The sequence below is a fragment of the Nostoc sp. genome, from assembly GCF_036916575.1.
Taxonomy (GTDB): Bacteria; Cyanobacteriota; Cyanobacteriia; order Cyanobacteriales; family Nostocaceae; genus Nostoc.
The window spans coordinates 27303-50646 of record NZ_JBALGC010000152.1 but is presented as its reverse complement, the minus strand read 5'-3'; the positions used below and the strand labels follow the sequence as shown (position 1 = coordinate 50646).

At 44.7% G+C, this 23344-nt stretch carries 20 protein-coding genes; 9 read left to right on the top strand and 11 right to left on the bottom strand.

The window, feature by feature from the left end:
• Positions 1–378: 378 nt before the first annotated feature.
• From V7L29_RS34290 to V7L29_RS34265, 6 genes are all read right to left on the bottom strand, one after another.
• The gene (locus V7L29_RS34290) at positions 379–2682 is read right to left on the bottom strand and encodes a glycoside hydrolase family 65 protein (protein WP_334738283.1); all 2304 of its coding nucleotides are present in this window, start codon (positions 2680–2682) and stop codon (positions 379–381) included.
• A gap of 381 nt (positions 2683–3063) precedes the next feature.
• Positions 3064–3933 (bottom strand): IS1634 family transposase, encoded by an 870-nt coding sequence (locus V7L29_RS34285; protein ID WP_442944316.1) that lies wholly within the window; start codon positions 3931–3933, stop codon positions 3064–3066.
• 83 nt (positions 3934–4016) lie between these two features.
• Positions 4017–4535 carry a GNAT family N-acetyltransferase gene (locus tag V7L29_RS34280; RefSeq protein ID WP_334689665.1) on the bottom strand — a complete coding sequence of 173 codons (519 nt, stop codon included), beginning with the start codon at positions 4533–4535 and terminating at the stop codon, positions 4017–4019.
• 723 nt (positions 4536–5258) lie between these two features.
• On the bottom strand, positions 5259–6395 hold the full coding sequence (locus V7L29_RS34275; RefSeq protein WP_334689666.1) for a cytochrome P450: 1137 nt from the start codon (positions 6393–6395) through the stop codon (positions 5259–5261).
• A gap of 303 nt (positions 6396–6698) precedes the next feature.
• Positions 6699–7262: a TetR/AcrR family transcriptional regulator gene (locus V7L29_RS34270; RefSeq protein WP_334738281.1), complete on the bottom strand. Its 564-nt coding sequence runs from the start codon at positions 7260–7262 to the stop codon at positions 6699–6701.
• A gap of 177 nt (positions 7263–7439) precedes the next feature.
• Positions 7440–7619: a hypothetical protein gene (locus V7L29_RS34265; protein WP_334738280.1), complete on the bottom strand. Its 180-nt coding sequence runs from the start codon at positions 7617–7619 to the stop codon at positions 7440–7442.
• A 516-nt stretch (positions 7620–8135) separates the two neighbouring features.
• On the opposite strand from V7L29_RS34265, the gene V7L29_RS34260 reads away from it, so the two are divergent.
• Positions 8136–10880, top strand: coding sequence for an ATP-binding protein (locus V7L29_RS34260; protein ID WP_334738279.1), 2745 nt, complete (start codon positions 8136–8138; stop codon positions 10878–10880).
• Between the two features lie 19 nt (positions 10881–10899).
• Here V7L29_RS34260 and V7L29_RS34255 read toward each other — a convergent pair whose 3' ends face one another.
• The 3 genes from V7L29_RS34255 to V7L29_RS34245 form a co-directional block, all read right to left on the bottom strand.
• Positions 10900–11601, bottom strand: coding sequence for a helix-hairpin-helix domain-containing protein (locus tag V7L29_RS34255; RefSeq protein ID WP_334689669.1), 702 nt, complete (start codon positions 11599–11601; stop codon positions 10900–10902).
• A gap of 24 nt (positions 11602–11625) precedes the next feature.
• Positions 11626–11967, bottom strand: a complete 342-nt coding sequence (locus V7L29_RS34250) for an NINE protein (RefSeq protein WP_334689670.1) — start codon at positions 11965–11967, stop codon at positions 11626–11628.
• Positions 11968–12788: 821 nt separating this feature from the next.
• On the bottom strand, positions 12789–13184 hold the full coding sequence (locus tag V7L29_RS34245) for a hypothetical protein (protein WP_334738278.1): 396 nt from the start codon (positions 13182–13184) through the stop codon (positions 12789–12791).
• Positions 13185–13987: 803 nt separating this feature from the next.
• On the opposite strand from V7L29_RS34245, the gene V7L29_RS34240 reads away from it, so the two are divergent.
• Together V7L29_RS34240 and V7L29_RS34235 are read left to right on the top strand one after the other, a co-directional pair.
• Positions 13988–14338, top strand: a complete 351-nt coding sequence (locus V7L29_RS34240) for an ATP-binding protein (RefSeq protein WP_334738277.1) — start codon at positions 13988–13990, stop codon at positions 14336–14338.
• Complete coding sequence (locus tag V7L29_RS34235; RefSeq protein WP_334738297.1) at positions 14268–14564, top strand: hypothetical protein; 297 nt, start codon at positions 14268–14270, stop codon at positions 14562–14564. The genes V7L29_RS34240 and V7L29_RS34235 overlap by 71 nt, the downstream gene beginning before the upstream one ends.
• A gap of 36 nt (positions 14565–14600) precedes the next feature.
• Here the strand turns inward: V7L29_RS34235 and V7L29_RS34230 are convergent, their stop codons facing one another.
• Complete coding sequence (locus tag V7L29_RS34230) at positions 14601–15797, bottom strand: alpha/beta hydrolase family protein (protein ID WP_334738276.1); 1197 nt, start codon at positions 15795–15797, stop codon at positions 14601–14603.
• Between the two features lie 554 nt (positions 15798–16351).
• Here V7L29_RS34230 and V7L29_RS34225 point away from each other — a divergent pair.
• Entirely contained in the window at positions 16352–16621 is a 270-nt protein-coding gene (locus V7L29_RS34225) for a hypothetical protein (RefSeq protein WP_334738296.1), read from the top strand.
• Positions 16622–16710: 89 nt separating this feature from the next.
• Here the strand turns inward: V7L29_RS34225 and V7L29_RS34220 are convergent, their stop codons facing one another.
• The gene (locus V7L29_RS34220) at positions 16711–17283 is read right to left on the bottom strand and encodes a TetR/AcrR family transcriptional regulator (RefSeq protein ID WP_334738275.1); all 573 of its coding nucleotides are present in this window, start codon (positions 17281–17283) and stop codon (positions 16711–16713) included.
• A gap of 98 nt (positions 17284–17381) precedes the next feature.
• Here V7L29_RS34220 and V7L29_RS34215 point away from each other — a divergent pair, with 98 nt between their 5' ends.
• From V7L29_RS34215 to V7L29_RS34195, 5 genes are all read left to right on the top strand, one after another.
• Positions 17382–18392 (top strand): NADP-dependent oxidoreductase, encoded by a 1011-nt coding sequence (locus tag V7L29_RS34215; RefSeq protein ID WP_334738274.1) that lies wholly within the window; start codon positions 17382–17384, stop codon positions 18390–18392.
• A gap of 940 nt (positions 18393–19332) precedes the next feature.
• Positions 19333–19530: a hypothetical protein gene (locus tag V7L29_RS34210; RefSeq protein ID WP_334738273.1), complete on the top strand. Its 198-nt coding sequence runs from the start codon at positions 19333–19335 to the stop codon at positions 19528–19530.
• A 165-nt stretch (positions 19531–19695) separates the two neighbouring features.
• Entirely contained in the window at positions 19696–20049 is a 354-nt protein-coding gene (locus V7L29_RS34205; protein ID WP_334738272.1) for a hypothetical protein, read from the top strand.
• A gap of 573 nt (positions 20050–20622) precedes the next feature.
• A complete protein-coding gene (locus tag V7L29_RS34200; RefSeq protein ID WP_334738271.1) occupies positions 20623–21975 on the top strand; it encodes a histidine phosphatase family protein in 1353 nt (450 codons plus the stop codon).
• 52 nt (positions 21976–22027) lie between these two features.
• Complete coding sequence (locus V7L29_RS34195) at positions 22028–23341, top strand: dihydroorotase (RefSeq protein ID WP_334738270.1); 1314 nt, start codon at positions 22028–22030, stop codon at positions 23339–23341.
• Positions 23342–23344: the final 3 nt, after the last annotated feature.

The following is a 23344-nucleotide window of genomic DNA, read 5'->3' as shown; positions in this document are numbered from 1 at the left end:
ACTTTGACTTCTATAAATATTGCTAATGATTTAGGTGTAGCCCTTTCAAGGTGACTCGAAAAATCTCTTTTTTTCTCTCTGCGCCCTCCGCGTCTCTGTGGTTTATATGACAATACGCTTGGGTTAAGAATTTCTTCCTTCTCTTTGCGTCCTCTGCGTCCTTGGCGGTTCGTTAAAAAAATTGACTTGAAGAAAGAGTTTTAGCCTTAACCCAAGCGTATTGGTTTATATGAATTCATAATTATTTGGTCAAAGGCGGGCTATTGAGTAACGCCCTTTTTTAGTAAATACAGCGGTTTTCAATTCAAAACCACTGTATCGTTGGCAATTAGACGGACAAGCTCCAAGAATCAATCAACTTTTAAACTGTCGCTTTTACTAATGAAACTCTGAGCTATCGGTTAAAACTCCATCCAAGTCGAAGATAATCTCACTAATTTCCGAGCGTGTATCTGCCAAGGTGGGAACTTGGACTTCTGTTTCAGCTTGTAAGTCGAAGTCATACCACTCGTTACGCCATTGCAGGCGAAACTTCAAGCGTGTCCAGTTAGGTGGTAGATTGGGACAGGCAACGGGGCCAAATTGAGTCATCCGAATCCCGCCAAACCCGAAAACTACCGCTTGCCATACTCCTCCAGCACTGGCGGCGTGAATTCCTTCGGCGGCGTTCAGCCTGACATCCTCCAAGTCTACCAAGGCCGATCGCATAAAGTGCATATAGGCTTCGGTTGGTTGATTCATGTCGCAAGCTAAGATGGCGTGAATGGCTGGGCCTAGTGAAGAACCATAGCTGTGGTCGGTGCGCTGATTGTAATAGTCCCAGTTGGTTACAAGGGTATTATAATCATAGCGATCACGCATTAAGTACAGAAGCATCAATACATCCGGCTGTTTGAGAATCTGCTTTTGGTTTGTGGCTTCAATTCCCAACAAACCTTGTAGAGATTTACTGCGCGGTTCGTAATCAGCGAAGTTAATGTCTTCTAATTGGAAAAAGCCCTCAAATTGCTCAATTAAACCTGTTTGGGCATCTTCATTCACAAATAGACGCTCTTGAATTTCCACCCATCGGTGCAGACGCTCTGTGGTTAGGTTGAGTTTTTGCCCCAGTTGTGCTGAAGTTTCAGGGTAAGCTTGTTTGAGCCAGTCCCACAGCGCCAAAGCTGACTGCAAATGCCACTGTACCATGAGATTGGTGAAGGCATTATTATCGACGCGATCGTGATTTTCATCAGGGCCAATCACATCTAAAATGTCGTAGCTGTGGCGCTCTTGGTTCCACTGCACCCGACTTTCCCAGAAAACAGCCGTATCGAGGATGATTTCCGCGCCATAATCCCGCATCCAGTCATCATCGTTGGTAGTCTGCCAATAGTGTAAAACTGCATAGGCGACATCTGCGGTGATATGCACTTCAATGTCACCGCACCAGATACGGATTAATTCACCGTTGGGATCTGGTATCCAGCGCGGAGTCACTTCATCGCCAGTAGTAGCACTTTCCCAAGCAAACATCGCCCCTTGATAACCTGCCTCTTGAGCTTTGCGTCTAGCTCCTGGTAAGGTGTTGTAGCGGTATGTGAGCAAGTTACGCGCTAGGGCTGGTTGAGTTAAGGTGAGGAAGGGAAGGATGAAAATTTCCGTATCCCAAAAAATGTGTCCGCTATAGGCAAAACCGGAGAGAGTTTTCGGAGGGATGCTGACTCGGTTATCGTGACGCGGTGTGACAGCTAGTAATTGGAAAAGATTGTAACGGACGCTTAACTGAGCCAAGCGATCGCCTTCTATAATAATGTCACTGTCTTGCCATACTTGATCCCATGCAGCAATGTGAGCTGCCAATAGGGTAGTATATCTGGGTTCATCAGTGAGTCTTTCTAAAGCAGCTGCGATCGGGATTTCTGTCTCTCGTGAAGTAAATAGGGTGACAATCTTTTCGACAGTTGCCGTTTTTCCTGGATATAACTCAAAGGTGGTTGTCAAAGTGGGAGAACTAGAAGCATTTTCGATGCCCACGGGTGTAGTTTCATCACCATCTACCACTAACTTAGCTGCCATCCCAAGTTGAATACCTGAGTGGAGGGTTTGACTATTTAGCCAGATAATCTGATCTATGCCACCTTGGTTTAGGGTTTGCCAATGTTTGACGCCTTTGGTATCTGGTTCGCTGTCAAATCCTGCTTCGACAGTAATTTCACCCTGAAAGTCTACAGATGTAATTTGAGTGCGAATCGCCAAAACATGTTGATCTGCTAAACTGGTGAAACGCTCGAAGTGAAAATCTAGGGTATGACCACTAGGACTACGCCACCGTACATCACGGCTAACTAAGCCTAAGCGCAGGTCGAGCCGACGTTCATACTTGAGAATCTTACCACTGTCCATGCGAAAGCATTCGCCTGCTACTTTCACTATCAATGGCAGCCAGTTAGGACAGTTTACAAGTTCAGTATGAGTAATTATCGCATCATCATAAACACCGTGGATGAGTGTAGCTGGAAAATCCTGGGAATACCCTTCTTCAAACGTACCCCGCACTCCTAATAACCCATTACCAAGAGTGAAGACGGTTTCTTTGTGATGTAACTGCGTCGGATCAAACTCCGTTTCAATAACGTTCCAGTCAGTAGTGTAAATCAGTTGTTGATTTTGTTGAGAATTGTGAGTGGATACGTTGAGCATGAGTAATAAAACCTATGTCTTGGCGCTAGTTGTGGACAGGATACAGTACAATTACGAGCAATCTTTAAGTAATTAACTCCTTTTCTCTAATGCCTAGACTTGAATACAGCCTAAACATCAAAAAAGACGTTATTAATAACAGTAACGTTTTAAATTTCATCTGTCTACAGGTAGATTTATTTAATAACGCCAGTTATAAATGATAATTCTCAACTAAATACGAATTGAGCCAGTTTTTTATAAATTCCTTTCATGTTTATCAGTCTCACAATGTAATTAATCGCGCTGATAAACATTTGGCGATCGCTAAAAAAGTGTACATGGGTGTTTGGTATAGATTTTAACTCTAATTGAGACGAAAACAGCTTGAGTGTGCAGCACTCAAGCTAAGAAGTGGAACTTGAACGTAGCAGAAAGCATCTCGGTCAATCCGCTGCACTGACTTTCGCTGGTTCTCGCACTGATCGCCTGCCTATATCTAACGAGAGACTCAGTTCGGTCACATCTGCGGGATACGCCGGATACGCGATCTGCCGAAGGCAGCAGCGAAGCGATCGCCCCCAACCGTCCGCTTAAAAAGGCTTGTAGTATGATGTAGGCTACAAGTTCTACTTTTATCTGTACGAACATTAAGCCAGTGATTCGGTGTTGATTTTGGAAGTAAATAGGCAAGGCTGGCAAGGAACCCCTTTTAAAACGGTGAAATCCACGCTCCAAGAGCCATTCATCCCGGTAATACATTACGGCTTGTGGTAATGTCAGTTGAGTGCTTGGCGCATTAGTAACATACAATCGCCATCCTGCCAAGGTTTCTGCTTCCTTAATCGCAGTATCAATCGGATGTATATGAAGTTGAAGAGAAATACTCGTTACGGACTCAGTTGGAGAGTTTTTTGATGGTCGTCCCCGTCCAACATGGCGATTTTCCACAAGTGTTTCTTGTGTAATAATGGTTGAAAATAAATCGCTGACACGATAGCGCTTCTTGATGTTTTCTACTTTATGGGTGAGTTGCTCTCGATCCTGTCCTGGTTTAGCTGATAATTTATTAAGAGCCGTTTGAGCAGTATTAATGCGTTGCTGTTGACTGCGTATTGCAGATGCTGCAAGGCTAGGGGAATAAACTACCAAGTAGCGTTCATGCCAACATACCCACTTGTTGGTTTCTTCCTTGAACCAAAACTTGCCTAACTCCACTTCAAAACCCTTTCCTACAGCAGGTTCTTCTTCATCAAGTCGCGGTAAACGAATCTCCTGGGTATCTGCTGGTGGGTCAAGAACCCATTGCTTATTTCCCCGCTCACTGATACAGAAGAGCGAATTCCTTTACGCTTTTAAGCATCAAAATCCTCTCTCAACAAACAGTACCTCAAGGCCTCTGTCCCAGAAGCATCATCGGTGAAAAGTTTCTCAAACCGAAGTCCGACTTTCTCCATTACCCGGATTGATGCAATGTTGCAGGTCAGCGCGGTAGCTACAACACGTTTAACTCTCAACTCGGTGAAACCTTTCAGGATGAGCGCTCGTGCTCCTTCTGTCGCATATCCCTTGCCCCAAGCAGACCGTTTCAGGAAATAACCAATAGCTGTCTCAGTTGCCTTGTTTGGGGCTGACCGGAAATAAAACCAGCCAATAAACTCGTTTGTCACTTTTTCAATGGCAGCCCAGTAACCAAATCCATGTCCTTCCTGATAGTAAGATAGGATGAAAGGTAGCCAGCGATTACGGGTATCATCAAGTGTTGGTACATCGCTCGACTTAGCTATCTCCAATCTAATCGCGTACACAGATTCAGCGTCAGCAATAGTAAGCCGTCGTAGAATCAATCGCTCGGTTTCTAATAAGATGTCCACAGGCTGTATCCATAAAGCTTTCCAGTCTTAGCATACAAAATTTCCGTTTTGGCACACTCATCCCGTTTATGGCACTTAAGCGTAATAAAATATCCTACCGTCGCCCAGCCTGGAAGGCTGGGTACCTACACGCTTTACCGTCTTGTAGACCTGATAACGAATACGGTGGAATATTTTATTTTTTAGATCTTCCTATGAGGAATAACCTCTAAGTGAATTCAATTTTCTTCCATGTATGACACGGAAACACCTTCTTTGCCTTTCTTCCGTGTATTATATGAATGAGTTCCCAAAGCTTTTTCCAAGTATTACACGGGAAGGGCTTTAAGAGGTTCACAATGACGTTGTTTCCTTGGACAGTAAGCCATTAATTCCTCTCACCCCGACAAAATAAGCGAACCTACAGCATAATCTCCTGGCACGCCGAAGATGTGACCAAGGCCCAATTCCTTGAGACGATCCAACAAATACGAGTTTACTGTGTACTCTGTAGACATGTTGATGTTCCTTTTTTTCTTTCAAAGTTATGTGATCGACGTGACCCTTAATGCACCATCAAATTTTTTAGCGTTTCAACGCCAACGGCACAAATCGGGGGTTGGTCAACTCCTTCTGGTGCGTCCGCTACGCATAGCTTGCTTCTCCGTACTCCTACGGAGAAGTCAAAAGTCAAAAGTTAAAGGAAACGATCTCACCACTTTCAGAGCAGGGCTGATTCATTTTCTATAACAAAACACTCAAGCTTTCGAGTCCATGTACTCTGATGTTGGGAATTGGTTTAAGAGGTTCAGTAGAGTCAACGCGGAGGTTAGGAAATTCCTCCAATAAAGCTTTAAGCCCAATTTTGGCCTCTAGTCGAGTTAAAGGTGCGCCCAAACAGAAATGAATGCCATTACCAAAGGCAAAATGTTTATTTGGTTCTCGATCAATGATGAAGCGATCGGCATTTTCAAAGTGAAGTTCATCTCGATTGGCAGAAGCTAGCCACGGGTGCACAAGTTGCCCTTGAGGAATTGTCTGGTCTCCAATTTGGGTTTCTACTTGCGTGAATCGATTCAAAAAAGTAATCGGGGAATAATAACGCAGTACTTCCTCAATTGCACTCGGTAATAGAGACAAGTCATTGCGTAAGCGTTGGTTTTCATCGGGATGCTCATGCAGACACCAAATGGTATTGGTAATTAAGTTAGTTGTCGTCTCATTCCCTGCTGTCAACAGTAGGATGCAAAAATCCACAACTTCCTGTCCAGTCAACTTTTCTCCCTCTTCATAAGCCGCTATTAAATCGCTGATTAGGTCTTGGCCTGGTTGGGATTGCCGCTTTTTCAGTAATTGGCGGAAATAGTCAGCCATATTTTTTATCGCTGTTGGATCGGTAGCTAATACCCCGTCTGACCAGCGCTTGAAGTCTTCCCGGTCTTCAAGGGGTACACCAAGAATTTCTCCAATCACGATGATCGGCAAAGGTGAGGAGAAAGCTTGGATTAAATCAACCTGTTTGTGTTGCTTCATTTGATCCAGCAACTCGTGAGTCAGTTCGGTAATCCGAGATTCCATAGCCTCGACTCGACGCGGCGTAAACACCTTTTGTACGAGGGTGCGTAGTGACTGATGTTTCGGCGGATCGGTCTGGGGCAAACTCTGAGTAAAATCTTCTCGACCGAGAGGTTGCGGCGATTTAGATGAAAAGGTTTTCCATTCGCTTACTACTCGTTCCACATCGTCATAGCGAAACACCATCCAAGCTTGCTGCTCTGTATCATACAAAACAGGCGCTTCTTGACGCATTTTAGCAAGCCTTGGATAAGGATTAAGCAGGAATTGTGAATCGGTTGGTTGGAACTGTAAATCGCTAGTCATGACAAATCTCCTTAAAAAATTGCAAGTTGAACTGAGTCAGATGCTGGCAATATCTGACGTATCATCTACGAGAGAGAAATTTGTTGTGGAATTACGGAGTCAGCGCTAGAGCGATGTCTGCGATCAGACGTTCGCGTAGCGTCTCCGACAGGAGAAGCGTCTACCCACTGAATCCAGATTTCATCAATACAGGTATGACAAAAATCTCTAGACGCAAACACCAAATTAGGAAAGCGTCCAAATCAAGCCTTTTTGAAACTGTCTTCATGACGTTAGCGTAGCAAGGCGTAGCCCCTGCACGAATTACTGTTGTGCTAGTTTCAGCAGAGTTTCAATTACCTGCTTGTGCAAAGATTCCTGCGGAACTCCTAAACCAAAGAGGTAAGCGAAGGTTAGACCATTGATCGCTAGACGAATCACAGTCGCGATCGCAGGATCGAGTTCACTTGCTTCAATTTGCCGTTGCCAATCAGCAAATTTTTCTTGCCAGGGCTTAAGTAATTCTGGATTTTCAGCAACCGCTGCTAGTAAAGCGGATTGCATTGCACCAGAGTCAGTATTATGATTTTCATATGATCGGATATAGGCTCTAAGCCAATGTCCTGGCGTATCCGGTGCATCATCTTGCTCTAATTCATGCTTGAGTGATGCTGTCTTTTGATCGATTAGCTGTTGCAACATCCCAGCAATCAAGGCTTCTTTGTTGGGAAAGTGGTAAAGTAATCCACCTTTACTGATACCTGCTTCGCGGGCAACTGCCTCCAGCGTCAATGCTTTTGAACCATGAGCTACCATCACTCGCGCCGCTGCTTCTAGCAATGCATTACGGGTGGCAGACGTAGATTTTGTTGTTTTGCTAGTAGTCATAGAGCTTGAATGATGAAATTAGATAATTTGTCCGGCGAACACAGTTTAGCTGGCAACGAGATTGTTAATATCTTCTCTCATTGCTTCGTCTATGGGGCAGCAAGGCTAAGATGAGATTTATTGGGTAAACTTGCTCTCTTTGAAAATTGGTGGGATGTAATCATACAGTCTAAAGTTTCATCCAACAAATCCGTAGCATGTCGAACCTGCGGATTTTGAGACAATACAAAATACCCGTTGCAGTCGCGGCGGACTGAAATCCGTAGCATGTCGAACCTGCGGATTTTGAGACAGCAGCGAATTGCTATTGGAACCCAAAGCAGTTTGATGAAAAAAGGGATTTGCAATCGTAAACATAACATTCTCAATCCAAGATTGATATAGATTGGATTCAAGTATCTACTATTGGTGTACCGTCTGGACGGCTTACGAATTAATAATACCGTCCAGACAGTAAAGTGTCAACTAGGTAGTTTGAGATTTTGGTTGACATCCTCCCCAGACTTTTAGACTGAGGATTCCTATGTTTGACTCTTTTTGTTTACGAGACAAGGCTTTTTGCGCGATCGCTTAAAGTATCTGGGATAAGAGATTTTTTCCCCGTCACTTGTAGCTGGAGTTTAGACTAGTACCGCAGGATGCCCAAAGGGCTGTAGGGAGAAGAAAGTGGCGTCTGAAGCCGCACAAGCGTCTACAGACTTTCCGCAAAATCCAAAATCCAAAATGGTATAACGTTTTGTTCTTTTGCCAGAAGTGCTATATTGGCACTTGACTCGACCGAGTACAAACTATGCATAAGCCCACAGGACAGCGAAGTCGAGGTGTTGTACTCAGTATTACAGGACAGTCAAGGGGAGCAGGGGAAGTGGGCAGATGAACAAAAATTTTGGGCAAAGTGGTGTTTTTTCGCTGTTTAAAGGCGTACCCCTAAGTCGTATCCTGGCAGCATTGTTTTTGGTGCAAATCTGGCTAGCTGTGGGATTGACTGCATACTTATCAATCCGCAATGGACAAAAAGCAGTCAATCAGGTAGCTAGCGAATTGCGTCGTGAAGTCGCCAATCGAGTCGAGCAGAATTTACAGACTTATCTTTCAACCCCGCGTCAGGTACTACGCAGTAACCAAAATCTCATTGATATGGGATTGCTGAAGATAGAGAATCTTGCAACCTGGGAGTCATATTTAATAGAGCAGTTAAAGATTTTTCCAGATGCAATCGCCTTAACAGCAAGCAATGAACAGCAAGAATACCTAGCGGTGGAGAAACTCAACGATCGCCAATTTTTGTTAAGATTTGCCGGAAAGTCAACTGGGTACGACCTCTACACCTACAGAATTGACTCTCAAGGTCAACGCACCCAGCTACCAGAGGTAATCAAAAACTATGATCCGCGATCGCGTCCTAATTATCAAGCAGCAGTTAGCGCCAGAAAATTCAGCTTTAGTCAGATTTATACACCCCTCACGGAACCAACACTCCTGATTAGTGCATCTCAACCCATCTATAACTCCCAAGGTCAGTTACTCGGAGTCAACAGCACTTTAACTCACATATCACAAATTGGCGATTTGCTGCAAAACATCAAAGTTGGCAAGTCTGGGCAAATTTTTATTATCGAGCGATCGGGGCTATTAGTAGCAAGTTCCACAACCGAAGAACCATTCCGCTTACAAAATGGTAAACCGATTAGGTTGGCAGCTTCCCAGAGCGGGAATTCCTTGACTCAAGTAACCGCTAAATATTTAGCAACTAAATTCAGTAACTTTGACCAAATTCAAAGTTTACAGCAACTAGATTTCTCCTTTAACGGCAAACGACAATTTTTAGAAGTTAGACCCTTACAGGGCGAACCAAATGTTAATTGGTTAATTGTGGTGACTGTCCCAGAAGCAGACTTTATGGGAGAGATTGATCGCAACACTCAAACAACAATTTTTCTCTGTCTGGGAGGATTGGGACTAGCTATTTTACTAGGGATTATCGCCGCCCGTTGGATAACTCAGCCAATTCTCTACTTCAGCACGACAACAAAAAATTTAGCTGATTTTACCAATGGCGAAGACTCAGTAGTGAAAGTACAGGGTATTAAGGAACTAGAGATGCTGGGTGGATCTTTTAACGAGATGGCGCAGCAGTTACGCAAAACCTTTACTGCACTGACTACCAAAAATCAAGAGTTAGAATTGCAAGTTAAGCAGCAAACTCAAGAATTACAGCAAGAGATTCAAGAACATATCAACAGTGAGCGAAGATTAGGTCAGCATAATCGGGTACTAGCAGAACTGGCAAATCACAAAGCGGTTTTTGAAGGAAATCTGGAAAAAGCATTCAAAGTGATCACAGAAAAAGCAGCGAATGCCTTAGAAGTAGAGCGAGTGGGTGTGTGGTTATTCAATAGCGATGCCGTACCACTTCCCTACGGGACGCTCCGCGAACGTGGAAGCAAGCTACACGCAGCGTCTCGTAGAGAAGGCGGGCTGCACCAATACACTAAACTACAATGTATAAATCTCTATGAACGTAGCCAACAGAGACATTCGGCAGGTTTAGAACGCAACCTTGCAGATTATCCAATCTACTTTAAAGCCCTAGCATCTGCCCGTACCATCGTTGTCAGCGACACTCGCACCGATCCACGCGTACAAGAATTATGGGATGAACTGTTAGAACCAAAGAATATTCTATCTCTAATTGATACCTCTATTTGGGTTGGGGGGGAAGTGGTGGGAACGGTATTGTATGAGCAGATTGATATTTCCCGGACATGGAAACTGAGTGAGCAAAACTTCGTTGGCTCAATCGCGGAATTTGTCGCCCTGACTTTAGAAGTATCCGCTCGCAAACAGGCAGAATCCTCTCTGCGTGAGGCTAAAGAAGCTGCCGAAGTGGCAAATCGTGCCAAAAGTACCTTTTTAGGAAACATCAGCCATGAGTTGAGGAATCCCTTAAACTCCATTCTTGGAATCACAGAAGCACTCCGAAATCAAGTGTACGGCCCTGTGAGCGAAGAACAGCGCCAGTCTTTAAATATCCTCGAATCCAGTAGTAAGAACCTACTAGAATTGATTAACCAAATCCTTGAGTTTACCGACACCGAATCTAGCAAGATAGAACTGCAACTAGCAGCTACTTCGATTCGGGGATTATGTGACTCCAGCCTAAGTTTTGTCAAACATCTGGCGTTCCAGAAAAATATCCGCTTGAGGGCACAAATACCTGAAGAACTCGAACCGATCCAAGTCGATGAACGCCGCATCCGTCAAGTATTTATCAACTTGTTGACTAACGCTATCAAGTTTACTAAAGAAGGAGGCGAAGTCTGGATTGAAGTCCAGCCAAATTCTACAAATGAATATATCTTTTTCAGCGTAGTGGATACAGGTATTGGTATGCTTTCCGATGACCTTTTCAAATTATTTCAACCTTTTGTGCAGGTTGAAAATTCTTTTACACCTCGTTCCACAGGCACTGGTTTAGGATTAGTGATAGTGCAAAGAATTGTAGAGTTGCACGGTGGGACTGTCCATGCCGAAAGTCAGTTAGGCAAAGGTAGTCGATTTACAGTCAAACTTCCGTGGAAAAAGGTTGGGGAGCGGGGAGTTAGAGTTAATTATTAATTCATTGCCCTGATGAACTCTAAGCTATGTGACGATAAGTGGTAAACGGTAATCCAGTGCGCTGTTTCACATCAATCAATGATTTATACTCACCTCGTTGTTGCCTTTCTGCAACAATTTGTTCTGCAATCGCAAAATCTAGTCCACAGGTAATCAATTCTTGAGTTGAATATGTGTTTAATCGTTTCCAAGAATATTCAGCTTCTTTTTTGTAGTTGTAGCTAAAAGTAATCAACGGTGTAATCCGAGCTACCTGCTTTTCAGGAATTCCGGCTATTTCTATTAACTCTTCTACATGAGTGAAAACATATCCCTCATTCATCAAGGATTCGATGTTATTTGCATAAACTATGGGTAGCCCTAAATAGTTAACTAGTTCATTTTTAGAGCATTCATTAATATCTACTTTATCACGAGTAATGGCAACTAACTTTGCTAGCTCCTGTTCTTCAGGAATTGGTAAATTTTTCGGATAAGTTTTGACTAAAAAAGCTTTTTTGAGGTAAAAAGCAACGCCAATTTGAGCCAGCCAAATCACAAATGCTAAACTATTTGAGGATAAAGCTAAAGCTAAAAGAGAGATGCTAATTCCTAATACAATCCAAGTATTAGTCTTGGATTTATAACCTGCATAGGCAATAGCAAATCCCCCAAATGTCGGAATTAATGATAACCACACCCAAACAGGAGTTTGTTGAAACCAAGATTTAGATTGTGACACGGTAAATCGACTGATAATTTGGATTTACAAAGATTTCAGGAGTTTTTGCCGCTTTTCTTCATACTCTTCTGCGGTAATTACACCAGAATCAAAAAGCTTTTTTAAATCAGCTAGCGCACTGGTTGCATCTTTAGCAGATATTGCCCCACCTGCGCTTGCTATACCTTGATTAAACTTTGTATTGAATTCGGCATCTGACATGAAAAGTAGCACGAAGAACTCAACAAAAGCTATTAATGCTGGGATACAAGTCCAGCAAAACAATAAGTACAAAATACCTGCTCCATTTTGTCCTAGATAAAATTTGTGAATTCCCAGACCCCCACCAAAAAAGCAAAGCAGAATAGCTGTAGATTTAGTCTTCATGACATTTCCTTTGTTAATTAACTCTAATAAATATCTACTGACATCCAATCCACACAAAAGTTTTGGGCTTGCACGATTATTTATGTGGTTTACTACTGGATTTTGCTGTCATAAGATAAATAAGGATTATACATAATTGAGATTCTATTAAGACTAAATATCCTTTAACTAGGTAGTTTAAATTTAAGTTGGAATTGAAATAAAAAATCAGACAACCAATTGCTAGATATGGAACCAGACGTAATCGATGAAAATTTAGTTTTAGTCTTTGGTTATTCAAGTTACTCATCAGGTGATAAAGTTATGTTGACCAATAATTGCTGATAAACAATTTATCAGGAAATACAAAATTACTTTGTTAACAGACATTTTGGCGTATTTATAAGTAAATTTAGCTAAATTTTATCTTTAAACCCTCATGAAATTTACTGATTTATTTAGATTTAAATCAATATACTTCCGTAAAGTTTCTGATGACTAAAGTTAAGGGCAAAGCAGAAAAGATTAATGACTTTTTACGTTAATTGCTGCTATAAATAACAAAAAGATGCCAGCTTAAAGAATGACGACGATTAGCATTTATTGTTCGACTTACAACCAGAGCAAGTTTTTGAGGTTGAGTTTGTGGTGCTGACTTTGGAAGTATGCGATCGCTAATGAACAGAATTATTTTTTCATCTATTTGAACCACAATTCCCTATAGGGTTGCACAGCTAGTTGTGCTACCCTACTTTATGCTTTAATTACCTAAAAATTGCTGTAATTTGGCATCAATAAACAATGTTGTGCCTCTAATCGTGGTACTTTAAATACAAATGAGACTATGCGGTTTTAGTATTATCACTGGCTGGTTCCTTTGGAGTCACCTTTAAGCGTGTCGTCGTGCTTTTGCGGGTGCGTTTGGTTTTGCGAATACCACCCGCCATTTCATATTCACTGCTGTCTGTGCCGTAAGTAAATGCAACTGCAATTAGCATTTTATCAGTGAGGTCAGTTAAAGTTTTTTCCAATTCATCCATATCGGTTTTTGAAGAGTCAATCACAGATAGAGCAGTATTATAAGCATCAATCTTGGTGCGTAATTGCTGACTTATTTGTGTTATATTTTGCAAGTTGCGAGCATCTCCAAAATCCATATCAGGATTAATTGCTCTGAGTCCAGCAAGTCTTAATTCAGCTTTTTCTAAAGCGCGGTATGTACGTTTTTGACGAGGCATATATAGATATTCTTTTAATTGTGTTCTAGAGCTAGCTTGCCTTATTAAAGCTAGATTTTGGTTCAGTAAAATCCACAAAAATTAGTATTAAGTGTAATATTAAGCCCAGCAATATTAACGAAAAGCACGATGTTAAACCGCGTCCACGTTGAAAGCTGTAGTTCTGTATGAACAGAAAAAACCCTCATCCCCCAGCTCCTTCTCCCAATATTGGGAGAAGGGGAGCCGGAAAGAAGTCCCTCTCCCTACTTGGGAGAGGGATTTAGGGTGAGGGCAAAAACTATGGTTCTCAACATAGATGAGGTTTAGTAACAAAAAAATCATGACTTTAAGAAAAAAATCATGACTTTAACAAAAAAATCGTGACTTTAAGAAAAAAATCATGACTTTAACAAAAAAATCGTGACTTTAAGAAAAAAATCATGACTTTAACAAAAAAATCGTGATTTTAAGAAAAAAAGCTTAGATATAAGACGCAATGAGTTTAAAAAGCAAGGCTGGGACATCTAAAACCTGAAATACTCAGATAAATCTCAATTTTTTAACTTAATTGCCAAATTTAACTAGTACAGGTCGGCGGAAATAAACTTACCATTCAAAACAGCCAGAAAGCCCAAAATTAAAACATGAGTAACTTTTGACCCTTCTCTACCTTGGGCTGCGCCCTAAATTATTAGGAAAAGTTAGCGTGTGACCTAACCCCCAGCCCCTTCTCTACAAGGGAAGGGGAGTAAGATTCAAAGCCTCTCTCCGTTTCGGAGAGAGGTTTTTCAGTTCTCGTGAATAGCAAGATTTAACTATGTATGCCAGAAGATTCCGGGAAGTCCGCCGAAAAAATTGGTGCTTACGTCGCCCTTGGTGGTCAAGCTTATATTGGCACTCAAATTATTAACGGGCAGAAACAGCTAATTCCGACAAAATACATCCCCTATCGCGGTTCTGTTCATTTCGTCGGGCGAGAAACGGAATTGGCAATGCTGCATGAAGACTTGCAGCGCAAAGACTATGTAGCAATAGCCGGAATGGGAGGCGTAGGCAAAACTGAATTAGCCACCCAATACGCCAGACGATATCAAGAAGATTATGGCGGAATTACCTGGTTTAACCTTGGTGGCGATCGCATCTTTACAAAGTACTCGCCATCATTTAAATAACTTTATTCCTGAATTGTTAGCCGCAACTTCAAAGCAACGTCTTCAAATTTATTCTACTTTACTTAAAGTTATTGCTCACAAGGCTGTTTCTCAACGCCCAGGTCGCAGCGAACCACGAGTCTGTAAACGGCGTCCCAAAATTTACCCTTTGATGACCAAACCCCGGCATGAATTACGAAATATGAGAGCAAGCTGCTTAAACCACAAGGGTTTCGGCTTTTCTTAGTTCCATTCGCTCATAGACGATGAAGTGACTACTTACTCAGAGCTTGAGTGTTTCGTCCAACCAGTCGAATACAACCTGGTCTTTGTAAGCCAGAGCGCCAGATTGGCAGTGATTCTCTGCTCCATCTTCACTTGTAAAACGTGCAAGTTGCTTCGGAACCTGCAAGGCATCGTAGATTTGCTGTGGTTGACCGCGGAAGAACATGTCTGCCTCCGCCTCCATGACGAGGCAAGGACACTGGATTTGATCCGCGAGGCCGTTCATCGTGTATTTCGCCGTCAATGCCACGAAGTCAGCAAAGCTTGAAACACCGAAAGACCAATTACCCTGCGTCACACTCCAGCGTAGGGCGGTATTGTTCTTCATCGCTTCGTCGATGATTTTTTCAAACCGATTTTTGTCGCCGGTGTCAAGAGCACTGATGGCGTCCTTTGGCAGTGAGGCGCGCGTACTTTCGCCGAAATCGTAGACACCGTCGTAAAAGATCGCCGCTTTGAACCTGTGCTCGAAGGCGGCGGCGCGAGCAGCTAAGTAGCCGCCGAGGCTCATGCCCAAGAGGACGAGCTTGTCCCCGTCCACCTCCGGCCGAGTCAGGGCGTAGTCGACCGCGGGGGTCACGACCTTCTCCCAGTCGTAACGGAACGGGAGCTTTCCCTCTCGGATCGGCATACCCTGCCCTGGTCCATCAAAGGTTAAGCAATTGTAGCCACGCCGCGTGGCGGGAGCGCCTCCAAAGTAGAACAGTTCCTCGCGGCTCGAGTCGAACCCACCGTGGAAGACGATTGTGGGACGGGGCTTGCCTGAGTCGTCCACCTTGTAGAAGTATCCCGGCAGTGTGGTCCCTTCATAGGGTATCTGCACGGGTTCCCATGTGGAACCAGTAAGCTCTGCGGCTTTAGCATACGCCTCCTCCGAGGCCTTCGACGCCGATAGGATGCGCGGGTCTTCCGGGTTTCCGTGAAGGTAGAAGTCGGCCATCCGGAAGTAGGTGGACGCTCTCAAGTATGCCTCTCGCGCACTCACCAGATGCCTCGCGCCTCGCGCCGAGTCCGCACGCGACAAAACCCGGCGAGCGCGCTTATCCCACTCCGTGTACCAGCTCTCGAAGTCACCTTCCGCGATCTGGCCGGCCGTGGCGACCATCTCACCGAGATCAGCGCCACCATAGTACATGAAGCCAAGATTGCGAACGAACTCGAAGGCGAACGACTCATCTTTGAAGCCGACTTTCATAAGTCCTCCATTATGAACAACACTACGTGGCAGGACGGTTCAGACATTTCGGTATCGGCACCCGCGCCCGCGCCCTCCAGCGTCACCATACACACCCACGGTGTGGCACTGAACTATGCAGAGTCATCATAAGTTATAAATGTGTTTGTGTGCAAGGGTTGCGTCGCTCAGATCACATCTTGCACCTGGAAAAAGCGAATGTTAATTCCATGACTAAGTGCAATTGGACGCACTCGTTCAATGTTGAGTAAAAAAGAACACAAAAGGAAGCCGTGGAAATATTGTTTGAAATGCGATTTGTGCCGTGATACCCCAATCAGGTAGTACAGTATTTAGTTCAAACAAGTCCCCTCGTCAATAGGGTTTGAGACGCGCTAACCCTACCATTTGGCTAAAAGCTCATATTCAAGACCCGTGTATCAATGTTGGAGATTACACTTACTTTGATCAGCACATCAGTTTAGCAATATTTACCCCGATAGACCGGATTGAGATCGGCAAGTTTTGTTCTCTGGCTTACGGATATCGTTATTTTTGGTGGAGGAAACCACATTATGACAAGAGTAACGACATTTCCTTTCAAGTGGTTATCTGTAGAAGCTTCAAGAGAAGAACGTTTCACCGATGCAGCTGCTAAGGGGACAACGATTATTAGTCATGATGTTTGGGTTGGGCAGGGAGCAACGATTTTGTCAGGGGTGAAAATTTGCAATGGTGCAGTTGTGTGTGCACAGGCTGTTGTTGCTTCCGATATTCCTGCCTACGCAATTGTAGTTGGTAATCCAGCTAAGATAATTCGGCATCGGTTTGAGCATCGGAATTAGACAAGTTTCCAGCCAAATTTTAAATACAACCCGATTACAGGCTCCTTCTCCTATCGGAGACGCTGTGCGAACGACAGTAAACGGGGCTATCAGTTGCCCCTGACATCGCTGCTCGCTCGATTCGTCAGGATCGCACTCGCGATAATACCGAAGAGATGATTGGCGCGTGGCGCGAGCGAGGGTTGATCGCTGAGCCACGCGAGCGCCCCGACCAGCGCGAACAGGTCAGCGCCATCGATGTCAGTCCGCGCCATGCCCTCGGCTTGAGCGCGGGCGAGAAGCCGCGTGCCTGCCGCACGCATCGTAACGCACGAAGCATGGAGTGCGGAATTCGGGTCCGCGATGGCAGCCATCATCGAAGCCACAACGCCGCGATAGTTGTGTGCGACCGCGGCGGCTTCGCGTAGCCACGACACGAGAGCGTCGTCGGGTGAACTCGAAGTTTCGAGTTCGCCTGCCTTTGCCGTCAGTTCATCAAAGCTTGCGCGGAGCAAGGCATCGAGCAACGCCTCTCGCGTCGGGAAGTGACGGTACAGCGTGCCGAGCCCGACACCAGTTCTGCGGGCGACGTCGCGCAGCGATGCGTCGGCGCCTTGCTCGGTTATGACGGCGCGCGCGACTGCGAGTAGGTGGTCGTAGTTTTTCCTGGCGTCGGCTCGCATATATCTAGCTTGACAATCGGAGCGTTGCTCCATATACTCGGAACATTCGGAGTACCGCTCCAATAAAGATAACTTATTTACGGTGAAAGGAGAAAGCGATGCCGACAAACATGATGAACGCGGTTCGGCTGCATGAGTTCGGTGGTCCTGAGGTGCTGCGTTACGAGGAGGCGCCGCTTCCCGAGCTGAAGCCGGGTGAGGTGCTCGTTCGCGTTTGGGCGGTGGGCATCAATCCCCCCGACTGGTACCTGCGCGACGGGAACAAGAACTTGCCGCCTGAGTGGCGGCCGGCGGTGTCCTTGCCCGTCATCCCAGGATCGGACGTCTCGGGCATCGTCCAGGCCGTCGCCGCGGATGTGCAGGGCTTCTCCGTCGGCGATGAAGTTTTCGGCATGGTTCGCTTTCCTAGCTACGGGGAGAGCGCTGCTTATGCCGAGTATGTCGCCGCGCCTGCATCAGACCTCGCACGCAAGTCGGCTGGCATTGATCACGTGCACGCCGCAGGGGTGCCGATGTCAGGACTCACCGCCTGGCAGTTCCTGATCGAGCTCGGACATGATCATCCGAACCCGCTTCAAGCAAAGAGGCATCGCCCGGTGCCGCTCAACGGCAAGACGGTGCTCATCAACGGTGCCGCAGGCGGTGTGGGACACTTCGCGGTGCAGCTGGCAAAATGGAAGGGTGCGCACGTCATCGCGGTGGCATCGGGCGCGCATGAGTCGTTCCTGCGCGAACTCGGCGCCGACGAATTCATCGATTACAAGAAAAAACCTCCCGAAGAAGTCGCGCATGACGTTGATCTCGTCCTCGACACCCTCGGCGGTCCTACCACTGGTCGTTTCTTGCGCACGCTCAAGCGTGGCGGCGCGTTGTTCCCAATGTTCTTGGGCTTCTCCGACCCCGAGGAGGCCGCGAGGCTGGGCGTCACGGTCTCGATGACCCAAGTGCGCTCGAACGGCCCGCAACTCGCGGAACTTGGACGTTTGCTCGACGTGGGTACGGTTCGCGTTGCCATCGACAGCACGTTTTTGCTTGCGGATGCTCGAAAGGCGCACGAACGAGCCGCCCGTGGGCACATCCAAAGCAAGCTCGTGCTCACTGTCGCGTGAGGACGAAAGGGGAGCAACGCGATTTGGTGAGATCGGACAAAAAAGGTGCGATCGCAAACTACAGTGGAAGTGATCGCTTCCATGACACTGTATCAAGGACGACCGCCTGACTCCTCCTTCACTGTTCAATAACTTTCAAAGCTGTAGCCCTTATTCCGTATAGCTTAGAGCTTTTCTTAGTGCCATTCGATATTAGTACCTTTATAGATGAGTTGACAGAAGAACGCATTCAGGATCAAATAGTTTGATGAAAGTCTTATTTGATACTTTTGTTTAGGAGAGAGGTTTGGAGAGAGGTGAAAGTGTATTGCATACATAGATGCGTAGCGACTTCCCGCAGGGTACGAAAAGCGCTATAATTGCAGGACTTGAAAGTGGAGAGGCAATAGAAGTTCTCGTTAAAATCTGGTGTAATGATAATTTTACCTTTGTCTAATCCTGGAATTTGAGGTGAGGCGCTATTTGTGACGACTAGGCGTGCAACTGGAATCTCCTTTTGGGCAATCACGACCTCTTCACCAAGTTATACCTGACTTAGCAATTCAGAAAACTTGGCAGTTACAGGACTTACGCAAAAATAACGTAATTTCGTCATTACAAGCGATAGCGTTCGCGGAGCGTCTCGTAGAGAAGTAATCCCCTCTGACGCTCTTATTGCTTCCATACACTCCGTTTCGGTCGCAATGACAATATGGGCGTTGCGTAAGTCCTAAGTGACTTCAGAAACATTGACGATGATACTCATTTGTCCAGGTAATTGTTAATTCTTACAGTAGTTTTCATGTATTTGAACCACATCTGTCGTAAGGGCACAGCAATGTTCCCTACCGTGTGGTCTATTTATCTGAAAATAGCTGTAATATTTCTTAGGATAGCACTGGTTATAATCGCATTTTTCAGTCTTGTGGCGATACCGGATTATCCCTGTAGATGCTTACTCTTGCATAGAAGCAAGCTACGCAAATCGTTTGGTAGAGTTGCAGTTTGTCATCAGACAATCATTGCCACTAAAGAAGGGAATGCCGTTGATTTACCTGATAACATCCCTAATTTAATGCTGGCATATCTCAACGAACTTAATGGCGATCGCTTGGAAACTGAACTAGATAACCTTACTGTTCAATTTGTACAAATCTAAGCAATACAAAGACAGCGGAAGTAAGTTTGTACTCAGCAGGAATCATTGACGACCTAAGTATATATACAATACAATTATTGTAATAGAACCTAAGATAGAGTTAATTAAAAGAATTTGCCTAGAAAATAAAGACAAGCAATATTAAAGATAATTTGGAAAAAACAAATGCACACCAAAATTATTGCTTTGTTGGGAATTACGGCAGCCTTTGCAAGCTTAGGAAGCCCAGTATACGCACAGTCACCAGCATCAATCTCAAATCGAGAACAATATAGATTAACTGGTGATTCTCTAGTTGGAATTGATCAGAGAACAGCCAAAAATGACTTTGGAAGCTTTTTTGAGCGAACTAATCCAACAAACATCTCCAACAATAATAGAACAAGCAATAAAACTCCAGGCCAAATCCGCTTTAACGAATCATTATCACAGCCAGACACTTCTGTTTTATTAGCACCGGCTGAGTCTGGGAATGATAATGATGGATTGCAAGTACAGTTAGATATAAAAAGACAATAATCATGTATAAAGGTTGACGCTATAGTTTTGAGTGTAGATGCCTTATCATCAACAGTCCATGTGCAGGGCGCACTTTAGAATGAAACAAAGCTAGAGTTATACCATTTCACGAAATATTTGATACTAAAATCTTGCACCTGCTCCATCTCCCGCTAAGAAATTTATTTCTTGGCTAATAGCTTAACTCCACTGAAATGGGTTAAAACCTAACTTAGTCTTCTAAAGAAGACTTTAGCTATTAGCCTCGGAATTCATTCTGAGGCGGTTGTGGGAATAGGTGCAATATCTGAGTGATACAGATACATAGGTAGGTGAATTAGTATCAACTTACAGCTATTTTCAGGTAAATAGACCATGCTCTACGGGCACCAATGGTATTAGAGCGAATATTTATACTTGAATCAAAACACTTTTATTAGGAAATATTGTTAACACAACGGCGGTTTTTGCTGCTCATCTTGCTTCTCCTACGAGAATAAAGTTTCGCACCTAACTCAATCGGCGTTCCTGAGTCAATAATTATGCGATCATTTTGCAGTAGAATTGATCGTCTAGATACAGGAGGGCTTTGAGATGACTCGTGTCATCATTGTGCGCCACGGTCAAAGTAGTTATAACACCGAGCGACGTATCCAAGGGCGCACTGATGCGTCAACATTAACTGAAAAAGGTCGTAACGATGTCAGTAAAGTAAGCAAAGCCCTCAGTAATATTGTATTTAATGCGATTTACAGTAGTCCCTTGCAACGAGCGAAACACACAGCAGATATTATTTATAGTGAGTTAGTTACTCATTCTGAACAATCTGCTGTACTCCAAGTTTCTGATTTGCTACTGGAAATTGACCTGCCTTTATGGGAAGGATTACTGACTGCTCAAGTCAAGCAGAAGTTTGCCGAAGACTACCGTATTTGGCACCAACGCCCCGACGAACTGCGGATGCTGCTTAATGATACAGAGGGAACAAGAGAACATTTTCCCGTTCTTGCTTTATACGAACAAGCACGGCAGTTTTGGCAAGAAACTTTGTCTCACCATCAAGGCGAAACTATTCTTGTAGTGGGACATAACGGTATTAATCGTGCCCTGATTAGCACAGCGCTGGGAATCTCTTCAAGTCGCTACCATTCAATCCAACAATCTAACTGTGGCATCACCGTACTAAATTTTGCTAGAGGATTGGGCGAACCAGTCCAGCTAGAATCTTTAAATCAGACGCAACACACCGGAGAAACTCTACCCTCATTGCGACCAGATGATCAAGGAATACGGTTATTATTGGTGCGTCACGGTGAAACCGAATGGAATCGCCAAACCAGGTTTCAAGGGCAAATTGATATCCCTCTCAACGACAACGGTAGACAACAGTCGCAAAAAGCAGGCGAATTTCTCCAACAGGTAGCGATTGATTTTGCCGTAAGTAGCACAATGCTGCGCCCTAAAGAAACCGCAGAGATTATCTTAAAACACCATCCTAATGTCAAGTTAGAATTGCAAGATGGTTTAAGAGAAATCAGTCACGGACTCTGGGAAGGAAAATTAGAAACAGAGATAGAGCTAGAGTTTCCGGGAGAATTGCAGCGCTGGCGGATAATACCGGCCCAAGTGCAAATGCCTGAAGGGGAAAATTTGCAACAAGTGTCGGAGCGTAGCATTGCAGCTTGGCAATCAATTTTGCAAGCCGCATCAGCCAATCAATTCAAAACTGTATTAGTAGTAGCTCATGACGCTACTAACAAAACATTGCTTTGTCATATTCTGGGTTTACCGCTGGAAAATTTCTGGAATTTTCGCCAGGGTAATGGTGCAGTCAGTGTTATTGATTACCCTTCTGGAATCGATGGTTTACCAGTATTGCAAGCGATGAACATCACCACTCACTTGGGTGGAGGTGTACTAGATAAAACAGCAGCGGGGGCATTGTAATAAAGTTAGGAGTTAGGAGCGTCTCCGGCTCCGTTCCTAACTAAAAACTTTTATGACTGAACTGCTGCAACAAGTACGGGTGATTGACCCAGTTTCTGAAATCGACGGACTCTTTGATGTGCTGATTGCTGATGGTTATATTCAAGCAGTGGCTTCGCGCATTTCTGATATCAGTTCCAATACTCAAATCAGAGATTGTCAGGGATTAGTTCTCGGGACTGGGTTAGTGGATTTGTACAGCCACTCTGGTGAACCAGGGTTTGAAGAACGGGAAACCCTGTTGTCTCTGTTGCAAGCTGCTGCTGCTGGCGGCTTTACTAGAATTAACATTTTACCCGATACATCCCCTGTTATTGATAACCCTGCGCTTGTGGCACAGTTGCAGCAGAGGAGGGCAGAGGGGCAGAGGGGCAGAGGGGCAGAGGAGAGTTTGCATTCTCATTCTCCCCTGCTCCCCTGCTCCCCTGCTCCACTGCTTCATATCTGGGGTGCTATTACCCTAGATGTTGCTGGAAAGCAAATGACGGAATTGGCAGATTTAGCGTCTGCTGGAGTTGTTGGTTTTACGGATGGTAAGCCCTTAGAAAATTTGGCGTTGGTGCGGGGAGTGTTAGAATATCTCCAGCCGTTAGGTAAACCAGTAGCATTTTGGCCTAGCGATCGCCAATTAGCAGCAAATGGTGTAATGAGAGAAGGGCCAGATGCTCTGCGTTTCGGTTTACCCCCAATACCCGCCAGCGCTGAAACTACTGCGATCGCAGCTTTATTAGAATTGGTTGCAACCATAGGCACACCAGTCCATATCATGCGTGTCTCTACATCTCGCAGCGTGGAATTAATCGCCTCAGCCAAGGCTGCTGGTTTACCCATCACCGCCAGCACCACCTGGATGCACCTTTTAGTTGATACAAAAGCTGTAAACAGTTATAACACCAGCTTGCATTTAGACCCGCCTTTAGGTAATCCTCGTGATATGGCGGCGTTGCGTGCAGGGGTACGTGCGGGTGTGATAGATGCGATCGCTATTGACCACACACCCTACAGCTACGAAGAAAAAGTCCAAGCTTTTGCCGAAGCACCGGGCGGGGCAATTGGTTTAGAGTTAGCATTACCTTTGTTGTGGCAATATCTCGTTGAAACTGGGGAATTTACAGCTTTAGAATTATGGCGGGCATTGAGTACCAGTCCAGCGAAGTGTTTGAGGCAGAAAGTCAGTGCGATCATACCTGATCAACCAGCGGAACTTACCTTATTTGATCCCCAGCAAACCTGGAAAGTCGAACGCAAAAGTCTTTATACACTTTCACAAAATACACCTTGGTTAGGACAACAACTGAAAGGTCATGTTGTGCAAACTTGGTGTTGAAAA